Raw genomic sequence first — 15,356 nt, 5'->3', positions numbered from 1 at the left:
CGGGAGTACGGGCGCGGGCCGCCCGGGTGCGCCTCGCAGGAGGGGCGGACCCGGGCGGCCCGCTTCCGTTCCTCAGCGGCGGGCGGCAGCCGGCGGCGGGGCCGTGGAGCCCCGTACGACCAATTGGACGGGGATGTCGGGGGCGGCCCAGCCGCTGCCGTCGAGCACGGCGAGGAGGGCGGACATGCCCTGCTCGCCGACCTGCTCGGCGGGCAGCCGCACGGTGGTGAGCTCCGGTTCGACGGCGGTGGCGAGGGCGAGGTCGTCGAAGCCGGTGACGGAGAGGTCCTCGGGGACGCGCAGGCCGAGGCGGCGGGCGGCCTTGCAGGCGCCGGCGGCCAGGAGGTCGTCGTCGCATACGACGGCGGTGGGCCGGTCCCCGGGGGCGGCCAGGGCGGCCTCCATGGCCGTGCGGGCGTCGGGGACGGACAGCGGGGCCCGGACCGTGCGCAGCTCGGCCTGCGGGGGCAGGAGGGCGGCGAGGGCCTGGGCGCGGACGTCGAAGGTCCAGCTGTCGACGTCGGCGGCGAAGTGCAGGAAGCGGCGGTGGCCGAGGCCGAGGAGGTGTTCGGCGACCTGGCGGACGCCGTCGGCCATGGCGAGGTTGACGCGGGCGGCGGCCCTGCCGTTGGCGGGGTCGCTGTCGAGCATGACCAGGGGCAGTTCGGCGCCGCCGATGGCGTCGAGGGCCCCGGCGGCCATGGAGGAGGCGATGACGCCGTCGAGGGCGGCGCGGGCGGAGGGGAAGGGGTCGCGGGCGGGTCCGATGCCCTCGGGGGAGGGGTAGAGGACGACGCCGAAGCCGTGCTCGGAGGCGACGCGGGCGGCGCCGGTGTAGACGCGGGCGAAGAACTCGCTGGTCAGAGCGGGGACGACGAGCAGGGCGGTGCGCGTGCTGCCGAGGCGCAGGTTGCGGGCGGCGAGGTTGGGCCGGTAGCCGAGCTCGGCGGCGGCCTCGCGGACGAGTCCCGCGGTGCGCTCGGAGACGCGGCCGCGCCACTTCCCGCCGAGGACGAGGGAGACGGTGGCCTGGGAGACCCCGGCCGCGCTCGCGACGTCCCGGCTGGTGGGTCTCGTCACACGGGGCTCCTGGAGTACGGGGTCGGCGGTGTCCGGCCCGTCGTCCGGGTGGACCGGCGGGCTGCCGTCATGGTACGTATGACGGGTCTAGTTATACGTATTACCCCGGCGGGATCCGGGCAGAAGGGGGCAGAAGATGGCCGCGGGATACGCGGAGCTGCTCAGGACCCGGCACGCCGCGCGACTGCTGGCGGGCACGCTCGTCGGCCGCCTGCCGAACGCCACCGCGGCGATCGCGATCGTGCTCTTCGTCCGTGCCGAGGGGGGCAGCTACAGCCTCGCGGGCGCCCTCGCCGCGGTCTACGGCGTCGCGAACGCGGTGGGCCAGCCCCTGCTCGGCCGGGCCGTCGACCTCTTCGGGCAGCCCCGCGTCCAGTTCCCCGCCGCCGTGGTCTCCGCGCTGGGCACGGCCTGGCTGGCCCTCGCCGGCACCGGCTCGGCCGCGGCCGCGTACAGCGCCGTGGTGGTCGCCGGCTTCTTCACCCCGCCGCTGGAGGGCGGCCTGCGCGCCCTGTGGCCCTCCGTGCTCGGCGGCCGCGAGGACCGCGTGCACGCCGCGTACGCCCTGGACGCCGTGGCCCAGGAGGTCATGTACACGGTCGGCCCGCTGCTGGTCACGCTGTCCGTGGCCCTGTGGAGCCCGGCCGGCGCCCTGCTGGCCATCAACGTCCTCGGCGTCCTCGGCGCCCTCTCCGTCGTGCTCAGCGAGCCCTCCCGCACTTGGCGCTCCGAGCCCCGCGAGGCCCACTGGCTGGGCGCCCTGCGCTCCCGGGGCCTGCTGGCGCTGCTCGGCGCCTTCTTCTTCGTGGGCACGGCCCTCGGCTCCATCACGGTGGCCGCCATGGCGTACGCGGACGGCCACGGCGGCCAGGGCGTCTACGGCTGGCTGATGGCCGCGCTGGGCCTGGGCGCCCTGCTGGGCGGCGTCGCCTACGGGGCTCGGCAGTGGAGCGGCCCGGCCGAGCGGCGGCTGCTGTGGCTGGTGGCTCTCCTCGCGCTGGGCTATCTGCCGCTGCTGCTGACCCCCGGTCCGGTGGCCATGACGGCGCTGACGGCCCTGGCGGGCGTCTTCCTGGCGCCGACCATCGCCTGCGCGTTCATCGTCGTCGACCGGCACGCCCCGGCGGGCACGGTGACGGAGGCGTTCTCCTGGCTGGTGACCTTCTTCGGCGTGGGGGCGGCCGCGGGCACGGCAGCGGCCGGTCCGGCCGTGGAACTGGGCGGAGTGACGTCCGGGTTCGCGGTCGCCTGCGGGGCGGGGGCGGCCGCCCTGGCGGTGCTGACGGCCACTCAGCGGATCCTGTCCGCTCCCGGCCGGTCCCGGACCGTGACGGGCTCCGCGGAGCCGGTCCGGGAGGGCGGCGGGGCGCTGCTCGTCGACAATTGATCGAAACGGCGTTCTCGAACCCGGTTTCAGGAGAGGTCCAAAGGCGTAATGTTCAGTCATGGACCGCCGCATTTTCGGGCTGGAGAACGAGTACGGCGTCACGTGCACGTTCAGGGGACAGCGCCGACTGTCTCCTGACGAAGTGGCGCGCTACCTCTTCCGCCGTGTCGTGTCATGGGGCCGCAGCAGCAATGTCTTCCTGCGGAACGGCGCCCGCCTGTACCTCGACGTGGGATCGCATCCGGAATACGCAACTCCTGAGTGCGACAACGTGACCGAGCTGGTCACCCACGACAAGGCCGGCGAGCGCATTCTCGAGGGCCTCCTCGTCGACGCCGAGCGCCGTCTGCACGAGGAGGGAATCGCAGGCGACGTCTACCTCTTCAAGAACAACACGGACTCGGCGGGCAACTCGTACGGCTGCCACGAAAACTATCTGGTGGCGCGGCACGGGGAATTCTCCCGCCTCGCGGACATCCTCATTCCGTTCCTGGTCACGCGGCAGCTGATCTGCGGGGCGGGCAAGGTGCTCCAGACGCCGCGGGGCGCCGTGTACTGCGTCAGCCAGCGGGCCGAGCACATCTGGGAGGGCGTCAGCTCCGCCACGACGCGCTCGCGCCCCATCATCAACACCCGCGACGAGCCGCACGCGGACGCGGAGCGCTACCGCCGCCTGCACGTGATCGTGGGCGACTCGAACATGTCCGAGACGACCATGCTGCTCAAGGTCGGCTCCACCGACCTCGTGCTGCGCATGATCGAGGCGGGCACGGTCATGCGGGACCTCACCCTGGAGAACCCGATCCGGGCGATCCGCGAGGTGAGCCACGACACCACCGGCCAGCGCAAGGTGCGGCTGGCGAGCGGCCGCGAGGCCTCCGCCCTGGAGATCCAGCGCGAGTACTACGACAAGGCGGTGGACTTCGCCGAGCGCCGCGGGATCCGCACCGGCACGGTGGAGCAGGTGCTCGAGCTGTGGGGCCGCACGCTGGACGCGATCGAGGAGCAGGACCTGGGCCGGATCGCGACGGAGATCGACTGGGTCATGAAGCACCAGCTGATCGAGCGCTACCGCGCCAAGCACGGCATGACCATGTCGAACCCGCGGGTGGCGCAGATAGACCTCGCCTACCACGACATCCACCGCCGGCGCGGCCTGTACTACCTGCTGGAGCGCAAGGGGCAGGCGGCGCGGATCTGCAACGACCTCAAGATCTTCGAGGGGAAGTCGGTCCCCCCGCAGACCACGAGGGCGCGGCTGCGCGGGGACTTCATCCGCCGGGCGCAGGAGCAGCGGCGCGACTTCACCGTGGACTGGGTGCACCTGAAGCTGAACGACCAGGCGCAGCGGACCGTGCTGTGCAAGGACCCGTTCCGGGCGGTCGACGACCGTGTCGAGAAGCTGATCGCCGGTATGTGACGTATCACTGATCCGGCCCGGGGCCCCGTACGGATCTCGTACGGGGCCCCGCGCACGCCTTAGAGTGGCGACGACCGTTGCCGTCTGAGATCTGAGGAACACGTGCGCCGACTTGCCGGCCTGCTGGTCGTACCCCTTCTGCTGCTGTCCACAGCAGCCTGTGGCGACAGCGGCTCCGACTCCGCCGACACCAAGGCCGAGATGAAGAACGGGGTGCCCGCGATCACCAAGGGCGCCAAGTTCGGTGAGACCCCGACCCTCTCCAAGGGCGCGGGCCAACCGCCGAAGGAGCTGAAGGTGGAGACCATCAGCGAGGGCACCGGCCCCGCGCTGAAGAAGGGCGACGTCGCCCAGGTCAACTACCTCGGCCAGGTCTGGGACGGCACCGAGCCGTTCGACCAGAGCTTCGGCAAGGGCAAGCCCTTCGAGGTCACGATCGGCGCGGGCGCCGTCATCAAGGGCTGGGACCAGGGCCTGGAGGGCCGCAAGGTCGGAAGCCGCCTCGAACTGGTCATCCCGCCGGACCTCGGCTACGGCGAGAAGGGCTCCCCGCCCAAGATCAAGGGCGGCGCCACGCTCGTCTTCGTCGTGGACATCGTCAAGGGCACCAGCATCCCGGCCTCGGCCGCCGGCAAGGAGGTCCCCCAGGGCGACAAGGCCCTGCCGCAGATCGGCACCAACACGGACGGCAAGGAAGTCTCCGTCTCCGTCCCGAAGGACGCCGAGCCGCCGGCCAAGCTCGTCTCGAACTACGTGCTGGAGGGCGACGGCCCGGCCGTCAAGGACTCCGACAGCGTCGTCGTGAAGTTCCACGGCAAGACGTGGAAGGACGACAAGACCTTCGAGAGCACGTACGCCCTCGACCAGACCGTGACGTGGCCCATCGGCGACATCTCCGTCAAGGGCCTGAAGGAGGGCCTGGTCGGCAAGAAGGTCGGCAGCCGCATCCTCCTCGTCATCCCGCCGGACCAGGGCTTCGGCGACAAGCAGCAGGGCACGATCCCGGCGAACTCGACGCTCGTCTTCAGCCTCGACATCCTCGCAGTGATGTAAGACTGTCCCGGTTGTCCCTCCAGCCACCGCTGGAGGGGCCCGTTCACCGTTTTGAGGAGCAGTTCCGTGAGCGACAAGCTCGAGAAGCCCGAGATCGACTTCCCCGAGGGCCCGGCCCCGGCCGACCTCGTGATCGAGGACATCTGGGAGGGCGACGGCGCCGTGGCCACGGCCGGTTCCAAGGTCTCCGTGCACTACGTGGGTGTCGCCTTCTCCACCGGCGAGGAGTTCGACGCCTCCTGGAACCGCGGCGCCCCGCTCCAGTTCATCCTGGGCATCGGCCAGGTCATCAAGGGCTGGGACAAGGGCGTCGAGGGCATGAAGGTCGGCGGCCGCCGCAAGCTGACGATCCCCGCCCACCTCGCCTACGGCGACCACAGCCCGACCCCGGCCATCAAGCCGGGCGAGACGCTGATCTTCGTCTGCGACCTGATGGGCGTCTGACCCGTCACCCGCAGCACAGCAGGGGCCCCCGCCGCGAGGCGGGGGCCCTCGCTTTTGCCCGGGAGCGCCGGGGCGGTACGGTCAACGGTCACGGAACCCGCACCACGCGGGAGCAGGAGAAGGGCGGAAGGGCGTCGATGGCGATTGCCAAGGCCGAGCGGCTGATGAACCTGGCGCTGTGCCTGTTGGGGACCCGTCGGCCGCTGAGCAAGCGCGAGCTCCGCGGTTCCATCGAGGCGTACATGGAAGCGGGCAACGACGAGTCCTTCAACCGCATGTTCGAGCGGGACAAGGACGATCTGCGCGAACTCGGCCTGGTCATCGAGACGGTGGAGAACCTCGACGGCGAGACCGGCTACCTGGCGCGCCGCGACAGCAACCGCCTCCCGCCGGTCTCCCTGGACGCCGAGGAGGCCGCCGCGCTGGGCCTGGCGGCCAAGGTGTGGCAGCAGGCCCGCCTCGCCGGCGCCGCCAGCGGCGCCCTGCAGAAGCTGCGCGCGGGCGGCATGCCCGAGGCGGACAACCCCTTCGAGGGGCAGCACAGCGCCATCGAGCCGCGCATCCCGGTCCACGAGGCGGCGTTCGAGCCGCTCATGCTGGCCTGCCGCGACCGCCGGCCTGTCGTCTTCGACTACCGCAAGTCCACCGCGGCCCGGCCCGAGACCCGGCAGGTGGAGCCCTGGGCGCTCGAATGCTGGCGCGGCCACTGGTACCTCGCCGGCCACGACCGCGACCGCGGTGCGGAGCGCGTCTTCCGGCTCTCCCGCATCACCGGCAAGGTCCGCTCCCGGGTCGGCAAGTACACCGCCGACGTGCCCGACGTGGTCACCGTGCGCGAGACCGTCGCCGCCTGGGCGGGGGAGAGCGCGGAGCGGTCCGCCCTCATCCGGCTCCGGGCAGGCGCCGGCTACCCGCTGCGGGCCAAGGCCACCGCCGTCCGCGAGGGCGCCGACGGCTGGGACGAGCTGGAGATCCCGTACGGCCACGGGCTCGACGCCTGGCTCGTCGAGTTCGGGCCGGACGTCGTGGTGGTGGAGCCGGCCGACCTGCGGGCCGACGTCGTGGACCGGCTCCGCGCGGTCGCCGCAGGCTGACAACCGCCCGGGTGCCCGCGGCCGGCCGATCCGCCCGGCCGCGCCGGGGACCCGGACCGCAGGCGCGCCGGGCCGCCGCACCCACCGCCACCCGCGCCCGCACCGTACGCACACCGCACCCCGCCTCCCGCGGGGTGCCCTGAGGGGGAGACCTACCAGCATGGCCGCCAACGCCATCGACCAGACCCGCCGGATGCTGTCCCTGGTGACCTACCTGCGCGAGCGCCCCGGAGCGCACGTCGCCGACGTCGCCCGCGCCTTCGGCATCACCGAGGACGAGCTGATCTCGGACCTCGACGTGCTGCCCATGTGCGGGACCAGCTTCCGCGGCGGCGACCTCCTCGACATCGACACCGACGGCGAGCGCATCTGGTGGCACAACGCCGACGCCTCCGGCGAGTCCACCGCCGAGCCGCTGCGCCTCGCCGCCGACGAGGCGACCGCCCTGCTCGTCGCGGCCCGCGCCGTCGCCACCCTGCCCGGCCTGCGCGAGAGCGACCGCGACGCCCTGCTGCGCGCCACCGCCAAGCTGGAGGCCGCGGCCGGCGAGGCCGCCGGGGCCAGCTCCCGGCTCTCGGTGACCTTCGAGGCCGAAGGCGGCGTCTTCGCGGACGTCGACCGGGCGATCTCCGAGCGCCGCAGGCTCTGGCTGCGCTACTACTCGCCCGCCCGCGACGAGCTCACCGAGCGCACCGTCGACCCGATCCGGCTCTTCGCGGTGGGGCACACCTACATGGAGGGCTGGTGCCACCTCTCCGAGGCGCGCCGCACCTTCCGCCTCGACCGGGTGGCCGAGATCCGCCTCCTCGACGAGCGCTCCGAGCCGCCCGCCATCGAGCCGCGCGACCTGTCCGTCGGGCTGGTGCAGCCGGCCGCCGAGGACCCCGAGGTCGTCGTCGAGGTCGGACCGGCCGGCCGCTGGGTCGCCGAGTACTACCCCCACGACAGCGCCGAGGAGCTGCCCGACGGCGGCCTGCGCATCACCCTGCGCAGCCCCGACCCGGCCTCGCTGCGCCGCCTCGCGCTGCGCCTCGGCCGCGACGGCCGGATCGTGTCGCCCGAGGCCCTCGCCGACAGCGCCCGGCAGGCGGCCCGCGAGGCGCTCGCCGGCTACGGCGAACCGGCCTGAGGACCCCGCGCCGCGGGGCGGCGCGGGCGGTGGGGCCGGGGTTCAGTGAAGTCGTACGGGTGAGGGGAGCGCCGAGGATGTCGCCAATGTCTGGGCCGCCGGGCGGGCACGCGGGTGCCGGGTCGCCGGGCCGGTCCGCCGCGGCCGCAGGGCCGGTCGCCTTCAAGGCGGCCTGCACCGAGTGCCGGGCCCGCTTCGAGCTGGACGCGGCCGCCCTGCGGCTGGTCATCGGCGGCAGCCGGCGGACCACCTTCTACTCCTTCACCTGCCCCCGGTGCGGATCGGCCGTCCGCAAGCCGGCCGGGGAGCGGATCGTCGAGCTCCTGACCGGCGGCGGCGTGAGCACCCTGCGCAGCGTCTGACGCCGCCGGTGGCCTAGGCTCGTCCCATGCTGTGGCCGATGCTCGCAATCGCCCTGGGGTTCCTCGGGCTCACCGTCCTCGCCGTCCTGGCCCTGCGGGTCTTCGCCGAGGTGCGCCGGCTGTCCGGCCAGGTCGCCCTGGCCAGCCGCCGTATCGCCGAGGCCTCGGGGGACCTGGAGCAGGCGGCAGCCGACCTGGCCCGGGCGGGCCGGACGGCGGGCCGCTGACCCGGCCGGCGGCCGCAAGGCCGGGGGCGGCGGCCCGTGGCATGCACGCACCAGCCCCGTACCGTCTGTCGGAGCGGTGCGCAAGACGGTATACGCCGGGGGATTGCCGGACGTTAACCCCAGGGGGTTACGATCCTTGCAGCGGCCGTGTCGGATCACCCTGCGCGTCCGCCCGACCACAACCAGCCGTCCGGTGAGAAGGAAGACCACATGATCGGCAATCTGAAGCCCCTCGAGATCCTTCTGATCATCGCTGTCATCGTCCTGCTGTTCGGCGCGAAGAAGCTTCCCGAGATGGCCCGCTCCCTCGGCAAGTCGGCCCGCATCCTCAAGAGCGAGGCCAAGGCCATGAAGAACGAGAACGCCGCCGCCGACGACGACGCCGCCGCGCGCACCGCCGACCCGGCGCCGCAGCAGGCCGCCCCGCGCACCATCAAGGCCGCGCCCGGCGACGTGACCAGCTCCCGCCCCGTCGCCGAGCCGAACCACACCGCCCAGGGCTGATCCTCCGGAACCGGCCGCGGTCACGACCGGGCCGCGATCACGGGACGACCGGTCATCGATGCGAGACGAGGGACGTGGGTTGCTCAAGTCTGCCCGCAAGCAGGACAAGCAAGGCAAGCAGCACAAGGACGCCGAAGGGCGCATGCCGCTGGTCGAGCACCTGCGTGAGCTGAGAAACCGCCTGCTGAAGTCGGTCCTGGCGATCCTCGTGATCACCATCGTGGCGGCCTTCTTCTACAAGGGCATCATCGACTTCCTGCTGAAGCCGATGCTGGACTCCGTCGGCTGCACCAACGGCGTGGTCTCGCAGCGCAACGGCCGCCCCTGCGCCGACATGACGGTCAACGGCCTCATCGCCCCCATCTCGATCGCCCTCAAGGTCTCCCTCATGGCCGGCGTGGTCCTCTCCGCCCCGGTCTGGCTCTACCAGCTGTGGGCGTTCGTCGCCCCCGGCCTGCACAGCCACGAGAAGAAGTACGCGATGGGCTTCGTCGCCGTCGGCGCGCCGCTCTTCGGCGCCGGCGCCGTCCTCGCCTACCGCCTGCTCCCGCAGACCGCGACGATCCTCCTCGACTTCACCCCCGAGCACGCCCGCAACCTGCTCCCGGTCGACGACTACCTCGACCTCGTCACCCGCATGGTCATCGTCTTCGGCCTCGCCTTCGAGCTGCCGCTGCTGCTGATCCTGCTGAACTTCACCGGCGTCGTCACCGCCAAGCGCCTCGCCGGCTGGTGGCGCGGCATGATCCTCGGCATCACGGTCTTCGCCGCGTTCGCGACGCCCACCGGCGACCCGCTGACCATGCTCTCCCTCGCCGCGCCGATCGTCGCCCTGTACTTCCTCGCGCTCGGCGTCTGCCTGGTCAACGACCGCAGGCGGCGCCGCAACGACCCCGACGCGGGGCTCTCCGACGACGAGGCCGCCGACCTGGACCTCACCCCCGCCCCGATCGGCGCCGTCGAAACGGTCCCGGCCCCGGCCGCCCTGCCCGAGCAGGCCGACGGAGGCACCCGCCGGGTCAACGGTTACGACGACGCGACCTGACAGGTACATTCACCGGGGTGAGCGCCGAGATCACCCTCTTCGTCAACCCGGCCGCGGGGCGCGGCCGGGGCGCGCACGCCGCGCAGCCGGCCGCCGCCGCGCTCCGGTCCGCCGGGTTCCACGTCCGCACGGTCGTCGGCACCGACGCCGGGGACGCCCTGGCCCGGCTGCGCACCGCCGTTCGCGGCGGCACCGGCGCGGTGGTCGCCGTCGGCGGCGACGGGGTGGTCTCCCTCGCGCTCCAGGCCCTCGCCGGGACGCTCGTCCCGCTCGGCGTCGTCGCGGTCGGGACCGGGAACGACTTCGCCCGCTCCCTCGGGCTCCCCGTCCGCGAGCCCGCCCGCGCGGGGCGGCTGGCCGCCGAGGCGCTGAAGGAGAGCCGCTTCCGCGAGATCGACCTGGGCCGGGCCGCCGGCACCTGGTTCGCCACCGTGCTGTGCTCCGGCTTCGACTCGCGGGTCAACGACCGCGGCAACCGGATGCGGCTGCCCGCCGGCCGCTTCAAGTACGACCTCGCCATGCTGGCCGAGCTCGCCGCCTTCCGGCCGTTCCCGTACCGGATCACCCTCGACGACGGCCCCGCCCTGGAGACCGAGGCCACCCTCGTCGCCGTCGGCAACGGGCCCTCCTACGGCGGCGGCATGCGGATCTGCGCGGACGCCGCCCCCGACGACGGCCTCTTCGACGTCGTGGTCGTCGGCGACTGCAGCCGCACCACCCTCCTCACCGTCTTCCCCCGGGTCTACCGGGGCACCCACCTCGGCCACCCCGCCGTCACCGTGCACCGCGCGGCCAAGGTCACCCTGGAGTCCCCGGGCCTGACCGCCTGGGCCGACGGCGAGCCCGTCGCCCCGCTGCCCGTGACCGCCGCCTGCGTCCCCGGAGCCGTCCGCGTCCTCGCGTGACCGGGCCCGCCGCCGAGGGTGCGGGAGGCCCCGGAGCGGGCATAAAGATCGCGACTGTTGTCGGAGGCGACGGGTAGGCTCGACTACAAGATGACCGAGGAACTCTCACCCGCCGAGCGGTACGCCGCCGCCCGGATCCGCGCCGCCGAAGAGGCCACCGCGCTGGCCCCCTTCCGCGAGCTGTACGACTTCGACCTGGACGGCTACCAGGTCGACGCCTGCAAGGCGCTGGAAGCCGGCAAGGGCGTGCTGGTCGCCGCCCCCACCGGGTCCGGCAAGACCATCGTCGGCGAGTTCGCCGTCCACCTGGCCCTGCGGCAGGGCCGCAAGTGCTTCTACACGACGCCGATCAAGGCGCTGTCAAACCAGAAGTACACGGACCTCGTCAAGCGCTACGGCGCCGACAAGGTCGGCCTGCTGACCGGCGACAACAGCGTCAACTCCGAAGCGCCCGTGGTCGTCATGACCACCGAGGTGCTCCGCAACATGCTGTACGCGGGCTCCCAGTCGCTGCTCGGCCTCGGCTACGTCGTCATGGACGAGGTCCACTACCTCTCCGACCGGTTCCGCGGCGCCGTCTGGGAGGAGGTCATCATCCACCTCCCCGAGTCGGTGACCCTCGTCTCCCTCTCCGCCACCGTCTCCAACGCGGAGGAGTTCGGCGACTGGCTCGACACCGTCCGCGGCGACACCGAGGTGATCGTCTCCGAGGAGCGGCCCGTCCCGCTGTGGCAGCACGTCATGGCCGGCCGCCGCATCTACGACCTCTTCGAGGAGGAGACCGACCACGGCGGTCGCGGCTCCGCCCGCCGCGAGGTCAACCCCGACCTGCTCCGCATGGCGCGCGAGGAGAACAGCCGCACCTACAACCCGCGGGACCGGCGCCGCGGCAAGATGGTCCGCGAGGCCGACCGCGAACGCGAACGGCGCTCCCGCAGCCGCATCTGGACCCCGGGCCGCCCCGAGGTCATCGCCCGCCTCGACGGCGACGGGCTGCTCCCCGCCATCAACTTCATCTTCAGCCGCGCCGGCTGCGAAGCCGCCGTCCAGCAGTGCCTCTTCGCCGGACTCCGCCTGAACGACGAGGCGGCCCGGCTGAAGGTCCGCACCCTCGTCGAGGAGCGGACCGCCTCCATCCCGGCCGAAGACCTGCACGTCCTCGGCTACTACGAATGGCTCGAAGGCCTGGAGCGCGGCATCGCCGCCCACCACGCCGGCATGCTGCCCACCTTCAAGGAGGTCGTGGAGGAGCTCTTCACCCGCGGCCTGGTCAAGGCCGTCTTCGCCACCGAGACCCTCGCCCTCGGCATCAACATGCCCGCCCGCACGGTCATCCTGGAAAAGCTCGTCAAGTGGAACGGCGAGCAGCACGCCGACATCACCCCCGGCGAGTACACCCAGCTCACCGGCCGCGCCGGCCGCCGCGGCATCGACGTCGAGGGCCACGCCGTCGTGCTCTGGCAGCGCGGCATGGACCCCGCCCAGCTCGCCGGCCTCGCCGGCACCCGCACGTACCCGCTGCGCTCCAGCTTCAAGCCGTCCTACAACATGGCCGTCAACCTCGTGCAGCAGTTCGGCCGGCACCGCTCGCGGGAGCTCCTGGAGACCTCCTTCGCGCAGTTCCAGGCCGACCGCTCCGTCGTCGGGATCTCCCGCCAGGTCCAGCGCAACGAGGAGGGCCTCGCCGGCTACCGCGAGGGCATGACCTGCCATCTCGGGAACTTCGAGGAGTACGCGCAGCTGCGCCGCGACCTGAAGGACCGCGAGACGGAACTCGCCAAGCAGGGCGCAGCCCAGCGCCGCGCACAGGCGGCGTCCTCGCTGGAGCGGCTCAAGCCGGGCGACGTCATCCACGTCCCCACCGGCAAGTTCGCCGGGCTCGCCCTCGTCCTCGACCCGGGCGTTCCGGCCGGGCGGGTCCACGGGCACCGCGGCCACGAGTACGCCGAAGGGCCGCGCCCGCTCGTCCTGACCGCCGAACGGCAGGTCAAGCGGCTCGCCTCCATCGACTTCCCCGTCCCCGTCGAGCCCATCGACCGGATGCGGATCCCGCGGACCTTCAACCCCCGCTCCCCGCAGTCCCGCAGGGACCTGGCGTCCGCGCTGCGCGCCAAGGCCGGGCACGTCACCGTCGAGCGCAGCCGCCGCGGCCGCTCCGCCGCCGCAGACGACCGCGAGATCACCCGGCTGCGCGCCGCACTGCGGGCGCACCCCTGCCACGGTTGCGACGAGCGCGAGAACCACGCCCGCTGGGCCGAGCGCTACCTGCGGCTGGCCCGCGACACCAAGGCCCTGGAGCGGCGCATCGAGGGCCGGACGAACACCATCGCCCGCACCTTCGACCGCATCCACGCGCTCCTGACGGAGCTCGACTACCTCCGCGAGGACGAGGTGACCGAGCACGGCAGGCGCCTGGCCCGGCTCTACGGCGAACTCGACCTGCTCGCCTCCGAGTGCCTGCGCGCCGGCGTGTGGGAGGGTCTGAGCCCGGCGGAGCTGGCCGCCTGCGTCTCGGCGCTGGTCTTCGAGGCCCGCCAGTCCGACGACGCGGTCGCCCCGAAGGTCCCGGGCGGGGCCGCGAAGGCGGCGCTCGGCGAGATGGTCCGCATCTGGGGCCGCCTCGACGCGCTGGAGGAGGAGCACCGCATCAACCAGGCGGAGGGCGTGGGCCAGCGCGAGCCCGACCTGGGCTTCGCGTGGGCCGCGTACCAGTGGGCGTCGGACCGGAGCCTGGACGAGGTGCTGCGCGAGGCCGACATGCCGGCCGGCGACTTCGTGCGCTGGTGCAAGCAGGTCATCGACGTCCTCGGGCAGATCGCCGCGGCGGCGCCGCCCGCGGGACAGGGCGGCAGCACCGTCGCGCGCAACGCCCGCAAGGCCGTCGACGCACTCCTGCGCGGTGTAGTGGCCTACAGCTCGGTCGGCTAGCTCCTTTTGGGGCTTCCTCCGAAGACGCGATGGCGGGATCTCATCTCCTGCCGTGATCGTTTCCGGACGGCCCCGTGCGACGATCGAGCCATGACCAGGGCGATCGGCGAGGGGCCGAGACGGGTCGGCCGGCCGCGCGCCGACCGGCGGAGACCACAGACGGGACGGCCGCCGCGCGAGGAACTCCTCTGTGCGGCGGCCGAGTTGTTCACCGTCCGCGGGTACGCGGCCACCACCACCCGGACGGTGGCCGAGCGGGCCGGGCTGCGCCAGGCCACGCTCTACCACTACTTCGGCGGCAAGGAGGAACTCCTCGCCGAACTGCTGGAGTCGACGGTCGCCCCGTCGCTGCGGCTGGCCCGGCCGCTCCTCGCGGACCGCGCCCGGCCCGCCGAGCTGCGGCTGTGGGAGCTGTGCCGCTCGGACGTGCTGCTGCTGTGCGGAGGCCCGTACCACCTCGGCGCCCTCTACCTGCTGCCCGAGGTGGCCGGATCGCGGTTCGCACGCTTCCGGCGGATGCGCGCGGAGCTGCGCGAGGCCTACGGCACGCTGCTCGCCGCGACTCCGGCAGGCGCCGAACTCGCAGCGGACCGGGCGGCCCTGGCCCTGCGGGGGGACCTCGTCTTCGGACTGGTCGAGGGCGCCATGCTGATCCGCCGGTCGGACCCGGCCCGGCCGGTGGCGGCCTTCGCGGAGGCCGTGGCGGACGCCGCGCTGCGGATCGCCGGTGCGGAGCGCGAGGGGGAGTGCGCGGGCGTCCCAGCCTTCTAGCCGGAGGCCGCGTCCGGGGCGGTGCCGCCCGGTCCGGCCTCCCATGCGGCGCGGTCGTCCCAGGCGGTGAGGCGCAGGCTGCTCTCGAAGCGGTGCACGGCGCCGGTGACCGGGTCGGTGAACGCCAGCGTGCGGGCCAGGAGTTGCAGGGGGCGGCGGAAGTCGTCCGGTGCCGGGTCGGTGATCTGGGGGTAGACCGGGTCGCCGAGGATCGGCAGGCCCAGGGCGTTCATGTGGACCCGCAGCTGGTGGGTGCGGCCGGTGTGCGGGGTGAGCCGGTAGCGGCCGAGCCCGCCGCGGGCGGCGGTGAGTTCGACGGTGCTCTCGGCGTTCGGCTCGCCGGGGACCTCGCTCGCGCCGATGACCCCGCGGACCTTCTCGATGCGGGAGCGGACCGTGCGGGGCAGCTCCACGGCCGGGTCGTGCACGGCGAGGGCCTCGTACTCCTTGCGGACGCGCCGCTCGGCGAACAGCTGCTGGTAGGCGCCGCGGTCCTGCGGGCGGATGCTGAACATCACCAGTCCCGCGGTGAGACGGTCCAGCCGGTGCGCCGGGCTCAGCTCGGGCAGGTCCAGCTCGGCGCGGAGCCGGGCCAGGGCGGTCTGCACGATGTGGCTGCCGCGCGGGGTGGTCGCCAGGAAGTGCGGCTTGTCGACGACCAGCAGGTGCGCGTCGCGGTGGACGACGCCGATCGGGAACGGCACCACCGGCTCGGGGTCCATGTCCCGGTGGAACCACAGGTAGGAATGCGGCTCGTACGGGTCGCCGGCGCGCAGGACGCGCCCGCCCGCGCCGAGGATCCGGCCGGCGGCCAGCAGCCGGGGCACGGATGCGGCGCCGCGGGTGCCGGCGTACCGCTCGGTGAGGTAGCTGCCCAGGTCGGGCCAGCGGCCCTCGCGGTCGGCGGGCAGCCGCAGCCGGACGGGGTCGATGCCGGCGACCTGGGGGAGCGGGGAGGGCGGTATGCGGGTCTTTCTCATCGCGTCCAGGCTACGGCCGCTCGGCCA

General features: G+C 73.3%; 14 protein-coding genes and 1 pseudogene. 13 read left to right on the top strand and 2 right to left on the bottom strand.

Features of this window, described 5'->3' with window-relative positions:
• Positions 1-72: 72 nt before the first annotated feature.
• A complete protein-coding gene (locus tag C0216_RS21625; protein ID WP_114056882.1) occupies positions 73-1,080 on the bottom strand; it encodes a LacI family DNA-binding transcriptional regulator in 1,008 nt (335 codons plus the stop codon).
• A gap of 136 nt (positions 1,081-1,216) precedes the next feature.
• Here C0216_RS21625 and C0216_RS21620 point away from each other — a divergent pair.
• From C0216_RS21620 to C0216_RS21560, 13 genes and pseudogenes are all read left to right on the top strand, one after another.
• Positions 1,217-2,516: pseudogene (locus C0216_RS21620) on the top strand (MFS transporter).
• A gap of 9 nt (positions 2,517-2,525) precedes the next feature.
• The gene (pafA, locus tag C0216_RS21615; protein ID WP_114056880.1) at positions 2,526-3,887 is read left to right on the top strand and encodes a Pup--protein ligase; all 1,362 of its coding nucleotides are present in this window, start codon (positions 2,526-2,528) and stop codon (positions 3,885-3,887) included.
• Between the two features lie 102 nt (positions 3,888-3,989).
• Positions 3,990-4,940: an FKBP-type peptidyl-prolyl cis-trans isomerase gene (locus C0216_RS21610; protein WP_114056879.1), complete on the top strand. Its 951-nt coding sequence runs from the start codon at positions 3,990-3,992 to the stop codon at positions 4,938-4,940.
• Positions 4,941-5,006: 66 nt separating this feature from the next.
• On the top strand, positions 5,007-5,384 hold the full coding sequence (locus tag C0216_RS21605) for an FKBP-type peptidyl-prolyl cis-trans isomerase (RefSeq protein WP_114056878.1): 378 nt from the start codon (positions 5,007-5,009) through the stop codon (positions 5,382-5,384).
• A gap of 137 nt (positions 5,385-5,521) precedes the next feature.
• Positions 5,522-6,478 (top strand): helix-turn-helix transcriptional regulator, encoded by a 957-nt coding sequence (locus C0216_RS21600; protein WP_114056877.1) that lies wholly within the window; start codon positions 5,522-5,524, stop codon positions 6,476-6,478.
• A gap of 160 nt (positions 6,479-6,638) precedes the next feature.
• Positions 6,639-7,607, top strand: a complete 969-nt coding sequence (locus C0216_RS21595) for a helix-turn-helix transcriptional regulator (protein WP_114056876.1) — start codon at positions 6,639-6,641, stop codon at positions 7,605-7,607.
• 86 nt (positions 7,608-7,693) lie between these two features.
• A complete protein-coding gene (locus C0216_RS21590; RefSeq protein WP_114056875.1) occupies positions 7,694-7,969 on the top strand; it encodes a hypothetical protein in 276 nt (91 codons plus the stop codon).
• Positions 7,970-7,995: 26 nt separating this feature from the next.
• The gene (locus tag C0216_RS21585) at positions 7,996-8,196 is read left to right on the top strand and encodes a hypothetical protein (protein ID WP_114056874.1); all 201 of its coding nucleotides are present in this window, start codon (positions 7,996-7,998) and stop codon (positions 8,194-8,196) included.
• Between the two features lie 210 nt (positions 8,197-8,406).
• Positions 8,407-8,700, top strand: a complete 294-nt coding sequence (gene tatA, locus C0216_RS21580) for a Sec-independent protein translocase subunit TatA (protein WP_114056873.1) — start codon at positions 8,407-8,409, stop codon at positions 8,698-8,700.
• A gap of 79 nt (positions 8,701-8,779) precedes the next feature.
• Complete coding sequence (gene tatC, locus C0216_RS21575; RefSeq protein ID WP_114056872.1) at positions 8,780-9,745, top strand: twin-arginine translocase subunit TatC; 966 nt, start codon at positions 8,780-8,782, stop codon at positions 9,743-9,745.
• 17 nt (positions 9,746-9,762) lie between these two features.
• Complete coding sequence (locus tag C0216_RS21570; protein ID WP_114056871.1) at positions 9,763-10,650, top strand: diacylglycerol kinase; 888 nt, start codon at positions 9,763-9,765, stop codon at positions 10,648-10,650.
• 90 nt (positions 10,651-10,740) lie between these two features.
• The gene (locus C0216_RS21565; protein ID WP_114056870.1) at positions 10,741-13,578 is read left to right on the top strand and encodes a DEAD/DEAH box helicase; all 2,838 of its coding nucleotides are present in this window, start codon (positions 10,741-10,743) and stop codon (positions 13,576-13,578) included.
• Between the two features lie 90 nt (positions 13,579-13,668).
• A complete protein-coding gene (locus C0216_RS21560) occupies positions 13,669-14,349 on the top strand; it encodes a helix-turn-helix domain-containing protein (protein WP_114056869.1) in 681 nt (226 codons plus the stop codon).
• Here C0216_RS21560 and C0216_RS21555 read toward each other — a convergent pair.
• Positions 14,346-15,329, bottom strand: coding sequence for a pseudouridine synthase (locus C0216_RS21555; protein WP_114058825.1), 984 nt, complete (start codon positions 15,327-15,329; stop codon positions 14,346-14,348). The genes C0216_RS21560 and C0216_RS21555 overlap by 4 nt on opposite strands.
• Between the last annotated feature and the right edge of the window lie 27 nt (positions 15,330-15,356).

It is taken from the genome of Streptomyces globosus (assembly GCF_003325375.1).
Taxonomy (GTDB): domain Bacteria; phylum Actinomycetota; class Actinomycetes; order Streptomycetales; family Streptomycetaceae; genus Streptomyces; species Streptomyces globosus_A.
This window is presented reverse-complemented; position numbering and strand designations above follow the sequence as displayed.

Bases quoted from the DNA above. Each gene is read 5' to 3' on its own strand.
- pafA (WP_114056880.1), top strand. From the start codon at position 2,526: ATGGACCGCCGCATTTTCGGGCTGGAGAACGAGTACGGCGTCACGTGC.
- C0216_RS21600 (WP_114056877.1), top strand. From the start codon at position 5,522: ATGGCGATTGCCAAGGCCGAGCGGCTGATGAACCTGGCGCTGTGCCTG.
- C0216_RS21595 (WP_114056876.1), top strand. From the start codon at position 6,639: ATGGCCGCCAACGCCATCGACCAGACCCGCCGGATGCTGTCCCTGGTG.
- C0216_RS21590 (WP_114056875.1), top strand. From the start codon at position 7,694: ATGTCTGGGCCGCCGGGCGGGCACGCGGGTGCCGGGTCGCCGGGCCGG.
- C0216_RS21585 (WP_114056874.1), top strand. From the start codon at position 7,996: ATGCTGTGGCCGATGCTCGCAATCGCCCTGGGGTTCCTCGGGCTCACC.
- tatA (WP_114056873.1), top strand. From the start codon at position 8,407: ATGATCGGCAATCTGAAGCCCCTCGAGATCCTTCTGATCATCGCTGTC.
- C0216_RS21565 (WP_114056870.1), top strand. From the start codon at position 10,741: ATGACCGAGGAACTCTCACCCGCCGAGCGGTACGCCGCCGCCCGGATC.
- C0216_RS21560 (WP_114056869.1), top strand. From the start codon at position 13,669: ATGACCAGGGCGATCGGCGAGGGGCCGAGACGGGTCGGCCGGCCGCGC.
- C0216_RS21555 (WP_114058825.1), bottom strand. From the start codon at position 15,329: ATGAGAAAGACCCGCATACCGCCCTCCCCGCTCCCCCAGGTCGCCGGC.